At 44.3% G+C, this 17152-nt stretch carries 13 protein-coding genes; all 13 read left to right on the top strand.

Annotated features, from left to right (window positions below):
- Positions 1 to 35: 35 nt before the first annotated feature.
- Entirely contained in the window at positions 36 to 3344 is a 3309-nt protein-coding gene (dnaE, locus tag ATL39_RS07190; RefSeq protein ID WP_120192608.1) for a DNA polymerase III subunit alpha, read from the top strand.
- Between the two features lie 103 nt (positions 3345 to 3447).
- Entirely contained in the window at positions 3448 to 4686 is a 1239-nt protein-coding gene (gene ystJ / locus ATL39_RS07185) for an NADP-dependent malic enzyme (protein ID WP_120192607.1), read from the top strand.
- A 175-nt stretch (positions 4687 to 4861) separates the two neighbouring features.
- The gene (accD, locus tag ATL39_RS07180; RefSeq protein ID WP_120192606.1) at positions 4862 to 5710 is read left to right on the top strand and encodes an acetyl-CoA carboxylase, carboxyltransferase subunit beta; all 849 of its coding nucleotides are present in this window, start codon (positions 4862 to 4864) and stop codon (positions 5708 to 5710) included.
- Positions 5711 to 5732: 22 nt separating this feature from the next.
- Positions 5733 to 6722 (top strand): acetyl-CoA carboxylase carboxyl transferase subunit alpha, encoded by a 990-nt coding sequence (gene accA, locus ATL39_RS07175; protein WP_120192605.1) that lies wholly within the window; start codon positions 5733 to 5735, stop codon positions 6720 to 6722.
- A 109-nt stretch (positions 6723 to 6831) separates the two neighbouring features.
- Positions 6832 to 7791, top strand: a complete 960-nt coding sequence (gene pfkA, locus ATL39_RS07170) for a 6-phosphofructokinase (RefSeq protein ID WP_120192604.1) — start codon at positions 6832 to 6834, stop codon at positions 7789 to 7791.
- A gap of 36 nt (positions 7792 to 7827) precedes the next feature.
- A complete protein-coding gene (gene pyk / locus ATL39_RS07165) occupies positions 7828 to 9582 on the top strand; it encodes a pyruvate kinase (RefSeq protein ID WP_120192603.1) in 1755 nt (584 codons plus the stop codon).
- Positions 9583 to 9671: 89 nt separating this feature from the next.
- A complete protein-coding gene (locus ATL39_RS07160) occupies positions 9672 to 10061 on the top strand; it encodes an FxsA family protein (RefSeq protein WP_120192602.1) in 390 nt (129 codons plus the stop codon).
- Positions 10062 to 10182: 121 nt separating this feature from the next.
- The gene (locus tag ATL39_RS07155; protein ID WP_120192601.1) at positions 10183 to 10659 is read left to right on the top strand and encodes a DUF441 domain-containing protein; all 477 of its coding nucleotides are present in this window, start codon (positions 10183 to 10185) and stop codon (positions 10657 to 10659) included.
- A gap of 329 nt (positions 10660 to 10988) precedes the next feature.
- A complete protein-coding gene (gene citZ, locus ATL39_RS07150; RefSeq protein WP_120192600.1) occupies positions 10989 to 12104 on the top strand; it encodes a citrate synthase in 1116 nt (371 codons plus the stop codon).
- 116 nt (positions 12105 to 12220) lie between these two features.
- The gene (gene icd, locus ATL39_RS07145) at positions 12221 to 13489 is read left to right on the top strand and encodes an NADP-dependent isocitrate dehydrogenase (RefSeq protein ID WP_120192599.1); all 1269 of its coding nucleotides are present in this window, start codon (positions 12221 to 12223) and stop codon (positions 13487 to 13489) included.
- Between the two features lie 24 nt (positions 13490 to 13513).
- Positions 13514 to 14458 carry a malate dehydrogenase gene (gene mdh, locus ATL39_RS07140; protein WP_120192598.1) on the top strand — a complete coding sequence of 315 codons (945 nt, stop codon included), beginning with the start codon at positions 13514 to 13516 and terminating at the stop codon, positions 14456 to 14458.
- Positions 14459 to 14623: 165 nt separating this feature from the next.
- Positions 14624 to 15334 carry a response regulator transcription factor gene (locus ATL39_RS07135; RefSeq protein ID WP_120192597.1) on the top strand — a complete coding sequence of 237 codons (711 nt, stop codon included), beginning with the start codon at positions 14624 to 14626 and terminating at the stop codon, positions 15332 to 15334.
- A complete protein-coding gene (gene pnpS, locus ATL39_RS07130; protein ID WP_120192596.1) occupies positions 15331 to 17082 on the top strand; it encodes a two-component system histidine kinase PnpS in 1752 nt (583 codons plus the stop codon). The genes ATL39_RS07135 and pnpS overlap by 4 nt, the downstream gene beginning before the upstream one ends.
- Positions 17083 to 17152: the final 70 nt, after the last annotated feature.

The raw sequence follows: 17152 nt of genomic DNA, 5'->3' as shown, positions 1-17152 counted from the left end.
AAAGAAAGAACAGTGATCAGGAAAGGAGGGTAACGATGAAGGAAGTAAGGCTTCATATACATAGCGAATACAGTCTGTTGTACAGTACGGCCCGTATAAACAAACTGGTTGAAACGGCCGGGTACCATCGTATAGAAGCTCTGGGTCTTACAGACACCAATACAATGTTTGGAGCAGTGCCATTTTATAATGCCTGCATGGAAGCAGGGATCAAGCCTGTTATTGGAATAGAGCTCACGCTCAAAGGGGTGCACCAGGACGCATTCTGCCTTTCTCTATACGCCGAAAATGACAAAGGCTATCAGGAATTGATGCGTTTGTCTTCGGAAAGCCAGCGCAGGTCCTTATCCCTGGATGATCTAGCGGGAAGAACAGATCATTTATTTGCTGTTCTTCCATGGGAAGAAAGTGAAGCGGCGTACTGGATCCGGCTTAAAGAAAAAGGCTGGGTGAAAGATACGCTGGAAAAATACAAAGATACAGTAGCAGCGGGAAGGCTTTATCTAGAGTGGCCGGAAGAAGAAGGTACAGCCGGCCTGGAAGAGTGGAAAGAAGCCGCACGCTCCTTTGATCTGCCGGTTGTTGCAGGAAACAATGTCCGAATGGCGGATCAAAAAGAATACAAAGCATTAATAGCACTCCAGGCTGTGAAACAAGGGATTCCTGTGCGGGAGATGGATCGGAGTGACATTCCGGAACATGCGCTCACGCCTTTTCCCCAGGAGTCGGAAATGCAGCGCGAAGCTGCCGCGAACGCCGTGCGGATTGCTGATGCCTGCGCTGTCACCCTCCGCCCATCGACGCCTTCACTGCCCTCTTTTCCTCTTCAATATAAAAATAATTCAGTCGAAGAATTAAATTACTTATGCCGGGAAGGTTTGAAAAAAAGGTTCAGCGTCCCTTCCGCTCAAGCGGAAGAAAGGCTGACCTATGAATTAACTATTATAGAAAACACCGGATTTGCCGATTATTTTCTAATCGTGCAGGATTTTATACAATTTGCCCGGACAGCCGGTATTGCTGTAGGGCCGGGAAGAGGATCTGCGGCAGGATCCCTTGCCGCCTATGTGCTGGAAATAACAGATGTGGATCCCTTGAAGCATGAACTTTTGTTTGAACGTTTTTTAAATCCGGACCGGATCAGTTTTCCGGATATTGATATTGATTTTCAAGATGACCGGCGCGATGAAGTGATTCGATATACGGCGGAAAAGTACGGTGTTTCCCACGTAGCACAGATCGGCACCTTCGGAACGTTTGGGGCTAGAGCGGCGATCCGTGATATCGGAAGAATACTGGAAACGCCGCAGGCGCTGATCGAAAAACTGGCCGGCTACATCCCCGCCCAGCCGGGCCGCCAGAAAACCATAGCGGAAACAATTCAGGAAAACGCAGACATGAAAGCATTTATTACACGGGAAAAAGCGGCTGCAGCTGTGATGAAACTGGCTGCTCAGATAGAGGGAATGCCCAGGCATACTTCAGTACATGCCGCCGGTGTTATTGTCAGCAGACACGAATTAACAGATCATGTTCCACTGCTTTACAAAGAGGGCAATGTGCCGGTAACTCAATATCCTATGGGAGTACTCGAAGCACAGGGATTGACGAAAATCGATTTCCTCGGCCTGAGGAATTTATCGATGCTGCAGCGTATGGAAGAATTGATAAAACGAAAAGATCATCAGTTTTCGCTTCGGAACCTGTCTCTTGATAACGCCGCGGCTTTTGCCCTGCTGGCTCAAGGAAACACAGATGGCGTCTTTCAGCTGGAGTCCGACGGAATGAAAAAAGCCCTTCAGCAGATCCGTCCGGATCGATTTGAAGATATTACAGCGGTAAACGCATTGTACCGTCCGGGTCCAATGGAGTTTATTCCTAATTATGCAGCCCGTAAACATGGGAAAGAAAAAACGGAGTTCCCCCATCCGGATCTGGAGCCGATTTTAGGCGACACCTATGGGGTTATTGTTTATCAGGAACAAATTATGCAGATAGCTGCACTGATGGCCGGATATTCCTATGGACAGGCTGATCTTCTCCGGCGGGCGGTCAGCAAGAAAAAAAGAGAAGTGCTGGAAAAAGAGAGGGAAGCGTTTATTAGCGGAGCTGTGCAGAAGGGATACAGTTCGGATACGGCTTCGAATGTGTATGATACGATCGTCCGTTTTGCCGATTACGGCTTTAATAAAAGCCACGCTGTTGCATACAGCGTTATCTCCTATCAGCTGGCTTATATAAAAGCCAACGAGCCGGCCGTTTTTTATACGGTCCTTCTGACTCTTCACGTGCACAATAAAAGCAAACTCGGTCAGTACAAAAGGGAAGCGGAAAAGAGCGGAATCACGTTTCTGCCTCCCTCTATAAACAGAAGTTATTCTACGTTCAAACTGGAAAAAGAACAGATTCTGTTTGGATTTAACATGATCAGGCAGGTTGGAAACAAAGCAGTGTATTCGCTTATAGAAGAACGGAAAAAAGGGCCGTTTAAAGACTTAATTGACTTCTGTATCCGTGTTAACATAAAAGAATTTGGACGAAGCGGTCTGGAAATGCTCATTAAATCCGGAGCCTGTGATGAATGGGGTAAAAACCGGACGGTGCTGCTTGCCTCTATTGACCGTGCTCTGGAGTTTGCCGGGTTTCAAAGAGAGCTGGGAGGTCTTATCGATTCCGGAGACGAGGATTTCCGTTATGTGGAGGCCGAACCATATACCGCCAAGGAAGCTTACGAAGCAGAAAAAGAAGCAACCGGCCTTTATTTAAGCGGACATCCTCTGGATGAATACAGCCATTTTCTGCCTTCCTATCAACTGGCAGAACTGGGAAATATTAAAGAAGGCCTGAAAAAAATATGGGTCGCAGGTATTGAAGAAGAGTGCAGGGAAATCCGGACAAAAAAGGGAGAAAAAATGGCATTTCTTACGATAACGGACGGAGATGCTTCGGCAGAAGTAGTAATATTTCCATTTGTCTACCGGAAAGTCAGGCCGCTGATCGAACAGAGAGTACCGATGCTCATCCAGGGAAGAACAGAAGCAAAGGGACGCAGCCTCCAGATTATTGCAGAAGCTGTCCTGAGTCTGCCGGAACTCCATGCCCAGAGCCGGTCTATGCTCTGGTTAAAAGTAGACGAACACCTGGAAAAACAAGGCGTAATAAAACAGGTGAAAAAAGTAGTAAACCAGTATCCTGGTCCTGTGGCTGTGAACGTTTTTTATGAACGTACAAGAGAGACAGTGCAGCTGGGCAGTCATTTGAAAGCATCGCCAAACCTCCATTTTATGAAAGAAATGGAAAAATATATTCCGAAAGAATTTATTGTTTTTAAACCCTCGGAATGATGAACTAGTTTGTTTGATCTGTTATAATTAAAGAAGTTTTGCAAGTTATCGAAAAACTTGCCCTATAGAGTAAACGCAGTTATATAAAAGGAGAGTGGATTACGTGCCAACGACAAGAGAAGAAGCCCTTCATATTCATCGAGCAAATCAGGGGAAGCTTGAATCAGGAATTAAAGTACCCGTCCGCAATTCCAGAGACTTAAGTTTAGCGTATTCACCGGGTGTGGCTGAACCGTGTAAAGCTATCTTTGAAGACAAGCAGAAAGTATTTGAATATACGATGAAGGGAAACATGGTTGCTGTTGTGACAGATGGTACTGCCGTGTTAGGTCTTGGAAACATCGGTCCCGAAGCTTCTCTTCCCGTAATGGAAGGAAAAGCTGTCCTTTTTAAATCGTTTGCAGGTGTAGATGCATTCCCAATCTGCCTTGATACAACAGATGTAGACAAAATTGTAGAAACCGTTAAGCTGATGTCACCAACTTTCGGCGGCGTTAACTTAGAAGACATAGCGGCTCCTAACTGCTTTATTATAGAAGAACGCTTAAAAAAAGAAACGAACATACCTGTATTTCATGACGATCAGCATGGAACAGCCATCGTTACAGCAGCCGGCCTGATTAACGCATTGAAGCTTAACGGCAAGCCGATTTCTGAAATCCGCGTTGTGATTAATGGAGCCGGATCTGCTGGTATTGCCATTATCAAGCTTTTGCAGCGTCTTGGCGTACGTGACGTTATTCTCTGTGATTCCAAAGGGGCTATTTATGAAGGCCGTTCTTTTGGAATGAATGACGTAAAAGCAGCGGTTGCTAAAGTAACAAATAAAGATAAGGCTTCAGGAGAACTTAAAGATATCATCAAAAATACAGACGTATTTATCGGGGTATCCGTAGCAGGCGCATTGACAAAAGAAATGGTACAGACAATGAATGCAGATCCTATTATTTTTGCAATGGCCAACCCGGATCCGGAAATCATGCCTCATGAGGCTAAAGAGGCCGGAGCCCACGTAATTGGAACAGGAAGATCAGACTTTCCTAACCAGATTAATAACGTTCTTGCATTCCCGGGTATTTTCAGAGGAGCGCTTGACGTAAACGCTACGCACATTAACGAAGAAATGAAAAAAGCAGCCGTATATGCCATCGCTGATTTAATTGCAGACAACGATCTTTCGGAAGATTACGTTATTCCGAATCCATTCGACGGAAGAGTTGCCCCTGCAGTGGCAGCAGCCGTAGCTAAAACAGCAATGGAAACAGGAGTAGCCCGTAAAGAAGTTGATCCGGAGGAAGTGGCTGAAAAAACACGCCGCCTTTCTATTATCGATAAAGATTAATTTAAAATTTATTCCCATATATAACAGGCTACGTGATAAAATAAGAGAAATGTTTACGGAAAGAAAGCGATCGTTAACGCATATCGGTCGCTTTCTATCCGTTTATTTGTGAATCTGCTTATTTCTGTTTTAAAAAAATAGACATTCTTTATAGGAAAGCAAAGAAGGTGTACGCGTGTTAAAAGATTTTTTTAATAAAAAAAGAAGATATGCTACAGTGCCTCCTGAAAGGCAGCAGCCTGCCAGTATGAATGAAGGAGTTATGACAAAATGTCCTTCATGTAAAACCATTGTTTACACGAAAGAACTGCGTAAACATCAAATGGTATGCATGAACTGCCAGCATCATATGCCGATTACTGCTCCGGAGAGAATTGAAGGCCTTTTCGACGAGGGCACTTTTTCCGAGATCAATACGTATTTGGTTTCTTCGGATCCGCTCGGTTTTCCTGACTACATGAAAAAAGTAGAACAGGATAAGAAAAAAACAGATCTGCATGAAGCGGTCGTTACCGGAAAAGGAACAATAGACAGTCATCCTGTCGTAGCCGGCGTTATGGATTCCAGGTTCCGCATGGGAAGCATGGGATCGGTAGTAGGAGAAAAAATAGCACGTGCTATTGAAGAGGCCGCAGCTGATGGCGTACCGTTTGTTATGTTTTCTTCTTCAGGCGGGGCAAGAATGCAGGAAGGTGTGCTTAGTTTAATGCAGATGGCAAAAACAAGCGCTGCTTTAAAGAAGCTGGACCGTGAAGGGCTGTTGTTTATATCTATCATGACACATCCCACTACCGGAGGAGTTTCAGCAAGCTTTGCTTCTCTAGGTGATTATAATTTTGCAGAGCCTGGCGCATTAATTGGGTTTGCGGGCCGCCGTATTATTGAACAGACGATCAGGCAGGAACTGCCGGAAGATTTTCAGACAGCTGAGTTTCTTTTGAAGCACGGCCAGCTTGATGACGTGATATCACGAACAGATATGAGAGAAAAACTGAGCGCCATTCTGGCTATTCACAGAACGTAATATAGAGAAAGGAGGAGGCTGCATGAACCATCTTCCCTTTGAGAAGCCCGTAGTGGAGCTTCGTGAGAAAATCAACGAACTAAAAGAATTTACAAAAGATAAAGAAATAGACATGAGTGGAGAAATAGATAAGCTGGAAAGCCGCCTGGAACAGCTTGAAGACGAAATATATGGTAATTTAAAGCCATGGCAGCGCGTCCAGATTGCAAGGCACGCAGAGCGGCCGACTTCGCTTGATTATATTAATGAGCTGTGCACAGGATTTATGGAAATGCATGGCGACCGGCTGTACGGAGACGATGAAGCCATTGTAGGCGGCATTGCATTTTATCACGGGCGTCCGGTAACCGTTATCGGCCACCAGCGGGGCAAAGACACGAAAGAGAATCTGCGCCGGAATTTTGGTATGCCGCATCCGGAAGGATACCGAAAAGCGCTCCGCTTAATGAAGCAGGCGGAGAAATTCAATCGGCCGATTATATGCCTGATTGATACAAAAGGCGCTTATCCCGGAAAAGCTGCAGAAGAGCGAGGCCAAAGCGAAGCAATTGCCAGAAACCTCCTGGAAATGGCTGGATTCAGCGTTCCGATCGTCAGCATCGTTATCGGTGAAGGCGGAAGCGGCGGAGCTCTTGCTCTGGGAGTAGGCAATCACATTCACATGCTGGAGAATTCTACATACTCTGTTATTTCTCCGGAGGGCGCAGCCGCATTATTATGGAAAGATTCCGCTCATGCAAAAAAAGCAGCGGAAACCATGAAAATTACAGCACCTGACCTCAAAAAAATGGAAATTATTGATGAGGTTATTCCGGAAATCAGGGGAGGCGCCCATCATAATGTAGCAGAGCAGGCGAAGCAGATAGATAAAATACTAAAAGCTTCAATAGACGAGCTGAATAAGATGAGCGGGGAAGAACTCATTGAGCAGCGCTACGAAAAGTTCAAAAATATCGGGGAATTTAACGATGACAGCGCTATCATTCCTGCAGATAACCCTAGTGCTTTCTGACTTAACAGCAGAAGGCACTTTTCCTTTTGATCTAAAAAAAAGAAAAAGCTACATTTTTCATGAATGAGATGGTAACGTATAATACGATGTGGAAGGGGATAATTTAAAAATGAAACGTATCGGAGTATTGACCAGTGGAGGAGACTCTCCCGGCATGAATGCTGCTATTAGAGCGGTCGTAAGAAAGTCGATTTTTCACGGCCTGGAAGTATATGGCGTGAAAAACGGCTATGCCGGCCTGATAAGCGGGAATATTGAACAAATGCAATTAGGTGATGTCGGTGATATTATCCAAAAAGGCGGCACGAAATTATATACAGCACGATGTGAAGAATTTAGAACACCCGAAGGCCGGGAAATTGCAGTAAATGAATTAAACAAAAAAGGAATCGAAGGCCTTGTCGTTATCGGAGGCGATGGTTCCTTCCGAGGTGCACAGAAGCTTACAGAGCTTGGTTATCCTACTATCGGAGTCCCGGGTACGATTGATAATGATATTCCAGGTACTGATTTCACAATTGGATTTGACACGGCTCTTAACACAGTCATTGATGCAATTGATAAAATACGTGATACCGCCACTTCCCATGAGCGTACGTATGTAATCGAAGTAATGGGTAGAAATGCCGGAGATCTTGCTTTATGGGCAGGTCTTGCTGACGGGGCAGAAACGATTATTATTCCTGAAGAACCTTACGATATGGAGCAGATACTCGCCCGTTTGGATCGCGGCAATCAGCGCGGCAAGAAACACAGCATTATTATCGTTGCAGAAGGAGTAGGCAGCGGTCCTGAGTTCGCTAAAAGGATTGAAGACGCTACACAGCTGGAAACAAGAGTTACTGTTCTCGGCCACATTCAGCGTGGAGGCTCGCCGACCGGCTCAGATCGTGTGCTTGCCAGTCGTCTTGGTGCCAGGGCAGTGGAGCTTCTAATCGAAGGGAAGCAGGGTGAGATGGTAGGAATCCGTGAGAATAAAATTGTATCGCAGAGCATCGAAAGCGCACTTAGTCAAACGCACACCATTGATAAAGATATATACCGTCTTTCCCAGGAATTATCTATATAATCCAGAAACAATGTATTAAATACTAGGAGGAATAAGATGAGAAAAACAAAGATAGTTTGTACTATAGGACCGGCAAGTGAAGACCCGGTGATCCTGGAAAAATTAATGAAGGCCGGCATGAATGTCGCCAGGCTGAATTTCTCTCATGGCGATTTTGCTGAACATCAGGCACGAATTGATAATCTTCGTGAGGTTTCGGCAAGGCTGGAAAAAAACGTAGCGATCCTTTTAGATACGAAAGGTCCCGAAATCCGTACCCACACAATGGCCGGCGGCGCCATTAACCTGGAAAAAGGACAAGATCTGATTGTGTCAGCTGAGGAAGTAGAAGGCACGACTGAAAAAATTTCCGTAACCTATGCAGGGCTTTCTGATGATTTGGAGCCAGGCAAGAAAATTCTTCTTGATGATGGATTAATTGAACTGGAAGTACTTGAAATACAAGGAAAAGACCTTCGTACAAGAGTGCTCAATAACGGAGAGCTGAAGAATAAAAAAGGCGTTAACCTTCCTAATGTCAGCGTAAATCTTCCGGGTATTACCGATAAAGACGCAGCTGACATTGAATTTGGTATTAAGCAGGGTGTGGACTTTATTGCTGCTTCTTTCGTCAGAAGAGCATCTGATGTACTTGAAATAAGAGAACTTCTTGAAAAGCATGGAGCAGAAGACATTCAAATTGTTCCAAAGATCGAAAATCAGGAAGGAATTGACAATATAGATTCCATTCTTGAAGTATCGGATGGTCTGATGGTAGCCCGTGGAGACCTTGGCGTAGAAATACCGCCGGAAGATGTACCGCTTGCCCAGAAAGAGCTGATCAAAAAATGTAATACGCTGGCAAAACCGGTTATTACCGCCACTCAGATGCTTGATTCGATGCAGCGCAATCCTCGTCCGACAAGAGCAGAAGCAAGTGACGTAGCGAACGCTATCTTTGACGGCACGGACGCTATTATGCTGTCCGGAGAAACAGCAGCTGGTGATTATCCAGTTGAATCTGTTCAGACGATGAGCAATATCGCCCGCAAAACGGAAACAGCATTAAAGTATAAAAACATTTTAAGCCAAAGAACGAAAGAAAGCCGGGTTTCGATTACAAACTCTATCAGCCAGGCTGTTTCCCACACGGCTTTTAATTTAAATGCTGCCGCTATTTTATCTGCTACGGAAAGCGGAAATACTGCAAGAATTGTATCTAAATACCGTCCGGAATCACCGATTATTGCGGTATCGAGCAATCCAGGCGTTGTAAGAAAACTTGCGCTCGTCTGGGGAGTTAAGGCTATTCATGGCGCTGCAGCAAAAACAACGGATGAGATGCTTGATATCACCGTAACAGAAGCGCTGAAAAGCGGCCGTGTAGAACATGGAGATCTTGTTGTCATTACCGCAGGTGTTCCTGTAGGTGAATCAGGAACGACAAACATTATGAAAGTTCACGTGATTGGTGAAGTTGCTGCTAAAGGACAGGGCATTGGCAGAAAAACGGCTTCCGGCAAAGTAGTCATTGCCAAAAACGCTGAAGAAGCAAAACAGAAGATGGTACCCGGGGCTATTCTGATAACGTATGGCACAGATAAAGATATGATGCCGGCATTCGAACAGGCCTCTTCCGTTATTACAGAAGAAGGCGGATTAACTTCGCATGCAGCCGTAGTCGGACTTACGCTCGGTATTCCTGTAATCGTTGGAGTAGACCAGGCTACAGATTTATTTGAAGACGGAGAAGAAATTACAGTGGACGGCGCACGCGGCGATATTTACCGCGGCCACGCAAGCGTCCTTTAAAGAAATGTACGGTAAAAAGCCGCCCTGCTATACGGGGCGGCTTATTCCGTATATAATAAATAAATAAGAGAAAAAAAGGAGAGAATTAAATGAAATGGCTCCTCTTGCTGCTTATCATCATTCCAGCCGCTGAAGTAGGCGTGCTCATTCTCGCAGGAAATGTTATTGGAATCTGGCCGACGATAATTCTTATTATTCTTACAGGTATTATAGGTGCATGGCTGGCTAAAAAAGAAGGTCTGCAAACGATTAGAACTGCCCAGCTGCAGATGCAGAACGGAGAAATTCCAGGCAGCCTTGCAATGGACGGGGCATGTATTCTGCTTGGGAGCGCATTTTTGCTTACTCCCGGTTTTATAACAGACTTGACCGGCTTTTTGCTTCTTCTCCCGGTAACTCGCGGTTCGGCCAAAGCTCTTTTCCAAAAGATATTGAACCGGATGCTGCGGAACGGAACAGTGGTTGTAACAAGAAGGTAAGTGAAATACGATCCGGCCCGCTTGGAAAAGTGGGCCTTTTTTTGCTTATAGAACGAAAAGAGGCGTCCGGATCTTTACATATGGATGGAAAAGAACCATTTTAGAGAGGGAAGGGATTGGAATGTTTTCATCGGGTTCACTTTTTATGCTGGTTCTGTTGGCAGTCAGCATTATTGCAAAAAACCAGACGTTGATTATTGCTATTGTTGCGTTACTGGTTATTCATTATGCAGGACTGGGTGATAAAGTATTTCCGTTTATGCAGTCTAAAGGTATCACGATAGCGGTTACTATTCTTACATTTACGGTTCTTATCCCTATCATGACCGGGGAAATCGGATTCAGCCAGCTTGGGGAGGCAGCCAGATCTTCCTACGCGTGGATCGCACTTGCCGCGGGCATAGCGGTAGCCGTTATAGCTAAAGGCGGGGTGGTGCTCCTTGCAAACGATCCGCATATTACAGCGGCCCTTGTATTTGGAACCATTCTGGCTGTTGTTTTGTTTAATGGAGTTGCTGTGGGTCCGCTTATCGGAGCAGGCATTGCCTATACAGCGATGAAAGTGGTGGAATTCTTTTCTTCGTCCGGAGCCGGATAATGAGAAGAACTTCCTGCATCAGCCCTCACAGAGAGGAATGTTATTTTTTTGTGTACTTTGATTCACAAATTCATGAAATATGGTTATAATGAGTAGGTGAAAGTCCTTCCTACATAGTTAGCTTATAATGAATCTCACCTATATCAGGAATCCGGAATGATGATGATTATGATCGAGCCTTTAAGGGAAGGGTACTCTGTGTAGTAAACAGACTAACCATTCTAGTTAAAAAAAAGAGTGGCACTTTTTACAATTCATGGAAATGTAAGCATTTTCGATTTTCAAAGAATTTGGAAATCATACTTTAAGGTAAAGGAGATGTTTTTAAAATGAGTACAACACGCGGTCTTGAAGGGGTAGTAGCAACTACCTCAAGCGTCAGTTCCATCATTGATGATGTCCTGACTTACCAGGGATTTGATATTGATGATCTTGCAGATAATGCTACATTTGAGGAAGTGATTTATTTACTTTGGAATGGACACCTGCCAAAGGAAAATGAATTAAACGAACTCACTAAAGATCTTGCTGCAAATATGGATGTTCCAAAAGAGATATTTGACTTTATGAAACAGTATCCAATCGAAAAAGTACATCCGATGGCTGCGCTTCGCACAGCTGTATCCCAGCTCGGCTTGTATGATGACGAAGCAGATGAAATGAACGAGGAAGCGAATAAGCGTAAAGCAGTAAAGATTCAGGCGCAGATTCCTGCAATCGTTACGGGCTTCTCCCGCATTCGTGAAGGAAAAGAGCCGATCGCTCCAAAGGCAGACCTTGGTTTTGCAGCTAACTTCCTTTACATGCTGAATGGGGAAGAGCCGGACGAAACGTCTATTACAGCGTTTAATAAAGCGCTCGTTCTTCATGCTGATCATGAGCTGAACGCTTCCACATTCACTGCACGTGTCTGTGTAGCAACACTCTCCGATATTTATTCCGGTGTGACATCGGCTATTGGAGCTTTAAAAGGCCCGCTGCACGGCGGTGCCAACGAAAAAGTTATGGCTATGCTTTCTGAAATCGGTGAGCCGGATAAGGCTGAAGATTACATTAAAAAAGCTATGGCGAACAAAGAAAAAATCATGGGATTTGGACACCGTGTCTACAAGCAGGGCGATCCAAGAGCGAAGCATCTGCGTGATATGTCCGAGCGCCTTACGAAAGTAACCGGCGAAACGAAGTGGTATGATATGTCCTTGAAAGTAGAAGAAGTTGTAACCAATGAAAAAGGTCTTCTTCCAAACGTGGACTTCTATTCTGCTTCTGTTTACCACAGCCTTGGCATTGATCACGATTTGTTTACCCCTATCTTTGCAACAAGCCGTGCTTCCGGCTGGCTGGCCCATATTCTGGAACAGTACAGCGATAACCGCTTAATCCGCCCACGCGCTGATTATGTAGGACCGGATAAGCAGAAGTACGTGCCGATGGATCAAAGATAATAGCGGCATTGCAATAGTAAGAGAATAAAGGATTTCCTTTATTCTCTTTACTCTGCCGCAGGACAACATTAAAATAAATAGTGGTTCACTTATTCTAAGTAGGAGGTTTTTTTGAAATGGCTAATGGACAAAAAATTACAACAAATGACGGAGTATTAAACGTACCAAATAATCCGGTAATTCCTTATATTGAAGGTGACGGTATTGGACCGGACATCTGGGCTGCAGCTGAAAAAGTATTGGATGCTGCCGTTGAGAAAGCTTACAATGGCGAAAAGAAAATCCACTGGAAAGAAATTCTCGTTGGAGAAAAAGCATATAACAAAACAGGAGAGTGGCTTCCGGAAGAGTCCCTTGAGGCAATCCGTGAATACCTTATTGCTATCAAAGGACCATTAACTACTCCAATCGGCGGAGGAATCCGTTCATTGAACGTAGCCCTGCGTCAGCGTCTGGATCTTTTCACGTGCCTTCGTCCTGTTCGTCACTTCACTAATGTACCTTCACCAGTTAAGCGTCCTGAAGACGTTAACATGGTTATTTTCCGCGAGAACACGGAAGATATTTATGCAGGAATTGAGTACAAGCAGGGAACAGATGATGCGAAGAAGGTTATTGATTTTCTTCAGAAAGAAATGGGAGTAACCGGCATCCGCTTCCCTGAAACATCCGGTATTGGAATTAAGCCTATCTCTAAAGAAGGTACAGAGCGCCTTGTCCGCTCAGCAATTGATTATGCACTTGAAGAAAATCTTAAGACAGTAACGCTTGTGCATAAAGGTAACATCATGAAGTTTACGGAAGGTGCCTTTAAGACATGGGGCTATGAGCTTGCTGAAAGAGAGTACGGCGAAAAAGTCTTCACATGGGCTCAGTATGATGAAATTGTAGAAAAAGAAGGAAAAGAAGCAGCAAATGAAGCACAGGATAAAGCAGAAAAAGACGGCAAAATCATCGTAAAAGATTCGATTGCTGATATCTTCCTTCAGCAGATTCTTACACGTCCAAAAGAATTTGATGTTGTAGCAACAATGAACCTTAACGGTGACTATGTATCTGATGCTCTTGCAGCACAGGTCGGCGGTATTGGTATTGCACCTGGTGCAAACATTAACTATGAAACAGGCCACGCGATCTTTGAAGCAACACACGGTACAGCTCCTAAGTATGCAGGACTTGATAAAGTGAATCCATCTTCTGTTATTCTTTCCGGAGAGCTTATGCTCCGCCACCTAGGCTGGAACGAAGCAGCTGATCTTGTACTTGGTTCTATGGACAAGACCATTGCAAGCAAAGTAGTAACATATGACTTTGCCCGTTTAATGGATGGCGCTACGGAAGTAAAATGCTCTGAATTTGGAGATGCTCTTATCAAAAACATGTAATTACGATACTGGGAGGAAATAAAGATGGCTATTAAACGCAGAAAAGTATCCGTTATCGGTAGTGGTTTTACAGGTGCAACAACAGCTATAATGACTGCTCAGAAAGAACTTGCAGATGTCGTTCTTGTCGACATTCCTGACATGGAAGGCCCGACTAAAGGAAAGGCTCTTGATATGCTTGAGTCGACGCCTGTTCAGGGCGCTGATGTGAACGTAACTGGAACATCAGACTATAAAGATACAGCAGGTTCTGACGTAGTAGTTATTACAGCCGGTATTGCCAGAAAGCCCGGTATGAGCAGAGATGATCTTGTAAACACCAATGCAAAAATAATGAAGTCGGTAACGCGGGAAATTGTTAAGCATTCTCCGGAGTGTTATATTATTGTTCTGACAAATCCGGCGGATGCGATGACGTACACTGTGTATAAAGAATCTGGTTTTCCTAAAAATCGTGTTATCGGGCAGTCAGGCGTATTGGATTCCGCAAGGTTCCGCACGTTTGTTTCTCAGGAGCTCGGCTATTCTGTAGAAGATGTACAGGGCTTTGTTCTTGGCGGACACGGCGATGACATGGTGCCTTTAATCCGTTATTCCAGCGTAGGAGGCGTCCCGCTTACTTCTCTTCTTTCCCAGGAAAGAATCGATGCTATCGTCGAAAGAACGAGAAAAGGCGGCGGCGAAATCGTTTCCCTTCTTGGAAACGGGAGTGCGTATTACGCACCTGGAGCTTCTATTACACAAATGGTGGAAGCTATCCTGAAAGATAAGAAGCGTATCATTCCTACTATTGCCTATCTTGAAGGCGAATACGGCTATAATGATCTTTATCTTGGTGTTCCTACCGTTCTTGGCGGCGATGGCATCGAGAAGATTATTGAGCTTGATCTCACAGAAGATGAAAAGACGGCCATGGCCAAATCGGTTGAATCAGTTAAAGCTGTTATGGAAGCCCTGCCTGCTGAATAATACAAAAAACGGTTCCCTTCAAGGGAGCCGTTTTTTTATTATTATAAAAAGATAAGAATTTGAGCAAACGGAAGAAAGTATAGTAAGATAGAAGAAAAGAAGAAGAAATTCGTTCAAAGTTATGCTTTTATAATTAGGGTATATAAAAGCGAATGGGGGAAAAAAATGGCACAGCGGTTGTTGGTTGTTGATGATGAAGAGTCAATTCTTACGTTAATTACGTATAATTTAAAGCAGGCAGGTTTTACAATCGATACGGCTTCGGATGGAAAAGAAGCCCTGCAGAAAGCGAAAAGTGAATCCTACGACTTAATTGTTCTGGATTTAATGATACCGGAGATGGATGGTCTTGAAGTCTGCAGGCAGATACGCCAGGAAAAATATCATATGCCGATCCTGATGCTTACGGCAAAAGATGATGAATTTGATAAAGTGCTGGGTCTTGAACTTGGGGCAGATGATTATATGACGAAGCCTTTCAGCCCGAGAGAGCTTGTTGCGCGGGTGAAGGCTATTCTGCGTCGTGTTGACAATACAGCAGGCACCGAAGTGAAAGAGGAAGTGAAAAAGAAAGTAATTGGGCATCTGACGATCTATCCGGATAACTATGAAGTTATCGCAGATGGCAAGGCGTTGGAACTGACTCCGAAAGAATTTGAACTGCTATTGTATTTAACAAATAATAAAGGACGGGTTCTTACAAGAGATCAGCTGTTGAATGCCGTATGGAATTATGAATTTGTCGGCGATACACGCATTGTAGATGTACATATCAGCCATCTTCGTGAAAAAATCGAACCAGCTGCCAAGAAACCAACTTTTATCAAAACGATAAGAGGACTGGGGTATAAATTTGAGGGACCTCCTTCCGCATGAAGCGATTTCGGACGAGATTGATTCTTGGCATTATAACAGCTATCTTTTTTGTACTTGTTTCATTGGGGTTTTTAATCAGTAACTTAATGCAGGGGTATTACACGGACCAGCTGGTGGAACGTTTGAGTAAAGAAGCCCGGTTTACGGCGACGGCCATAACAGAACTAAACCAGGAAGAGTGGCAGGCATTTGCAGACAGAGTGGAAGAGGATCTGGAAGTGCGCGTCACTATTTTAAACAATAACGGCGGGGTAATAGGTGATTCGACCGCAGAAGCTTCTGAAATGGAGAATCATTTAGAACGACCGGAGATCCAGAATGCGGGAGAAGCAGATGGATATCATATCAGAGTGAGCGAAACGTCCGGAGAAAGACTGCTTTACTATGCCGAGCCTTTTGAAGACGGTTATGTCCGGCTGGCATTCCCGATGGATCAGGTGGAAGCTGTAAACACGCAGTTGTATTGGATTATTACAGCCAGCTTTGCTGTCGCTTTCATTATTATCTCAACGATTGCGTTTAGAATTGCCAACCAAATGACGGCCCCCATTGACGAAGTATCCAGCGTGGCGCGGGAACTGGCAAAGGGTAATTTTAAAGCGAGAGCATACAGCAACTCGAAAGATGAAATCGGCCAGCTCACCCGGTCAATGAACATGACGGCGTATAACCTTGATCAGATTACGTCGAGCTATCAGTCCCAGCAGGAGCGGCTGGAAGCGTTAATTGACCACATGGGAAGCGGGTTGATATTTATAAGCAACCGCGGCGACATAACGCTGATTAATCAATACTGCAAAGATATTTTTGAAGTAGATACGGATGAATGGCTGGACTACTTATATTATGAAGTTATTGAAGAAAAAAACCTGATTAAATTAATCCAGGAAATCTTTTTAACAGAAGTAAAAGTCCGCGATCAGGTGCAGCTTGCCGCTGCGTCGGGAATTAAGCACTATGACGTTTACGGAGCGCCTATTTTAGGAGATCAGGATAAAATACGTGGAATTGTATTAGTCATGCACGATATTTCAGAATTGAAGAAGCTGGAAAATGTGCGCAAGGATTTTGTAGCAAATGTCTCTCATGAATTAAAAACGCCGGTTACTTCTTTAAAAGGCTTCGCCGAAACGTTATTGGATGGAGCCATGCACGACCCGGAGTTAACCAGGCAGTTTCTGGAAATAATATGGAATGAGAGCGATCGTCTTCAGGATTTAATTTCTGATCTTCTCGAGCTTTCCCGGATCGAACAGGAGCATTTTAATTTGTATATGCAGGATATTGCTCCTTTGTCATTAATCGGAGAAGCGGTCAGCCTGCTGCGCCCGAAGTTTGAATCCAAGTCTCATCATATCGATATTCAGTGCGATGAAAATATTGTTATGAGAGGGGATGCAGGACGGCTGAAGCAGGTAATGATAAATTTGGTGGACAATGCTATCAGCTATACGCCGGATCACGGCTCCATCCAAATTCTAATTACCCAGTCAGAAACAGAAACGCTTTGGAGAATCCAGGATTCAGGTATAGGGATTGCAAAGGAAGAGCAGCCCCGGATTTTTGAAAGGTTTTACCGTGTTGATAAAGCAAGAAGCAGAAATTCAGGAGGAACAGGCCTTGGCCTGGCGATCGTCAAGCATCTTGTGGAGGCTCATAAAGGAAAAATAAGAGTGGAGAGCCAAGTAGGGGAAGGGACAGCTTTTATTATTTCTTTTCCTTCCCATACCAGCAGGCAGGATTTCTAAATATTTACAAACAATTTACAATGAATCAATAAATGATTTACGTTCAGCGGTTATGATGAAATAGAACGGT

The organism is Sinobaca qinghaiensis (assembly GCF_003610495.1).
In the GTDB taxonomy this organism is placed as follows: domain Bacteria; phylum Bacillota; class Bacilli; order Bacillales; family Marinococcaceae; genus Sinobaca; species Sinobaca qinghaiensis.
The sequence above is the reverse complement of the archived record's forward strand: the minus strand, read 5'-3'. Positions and strand labels throughout refer to the sequence as shown.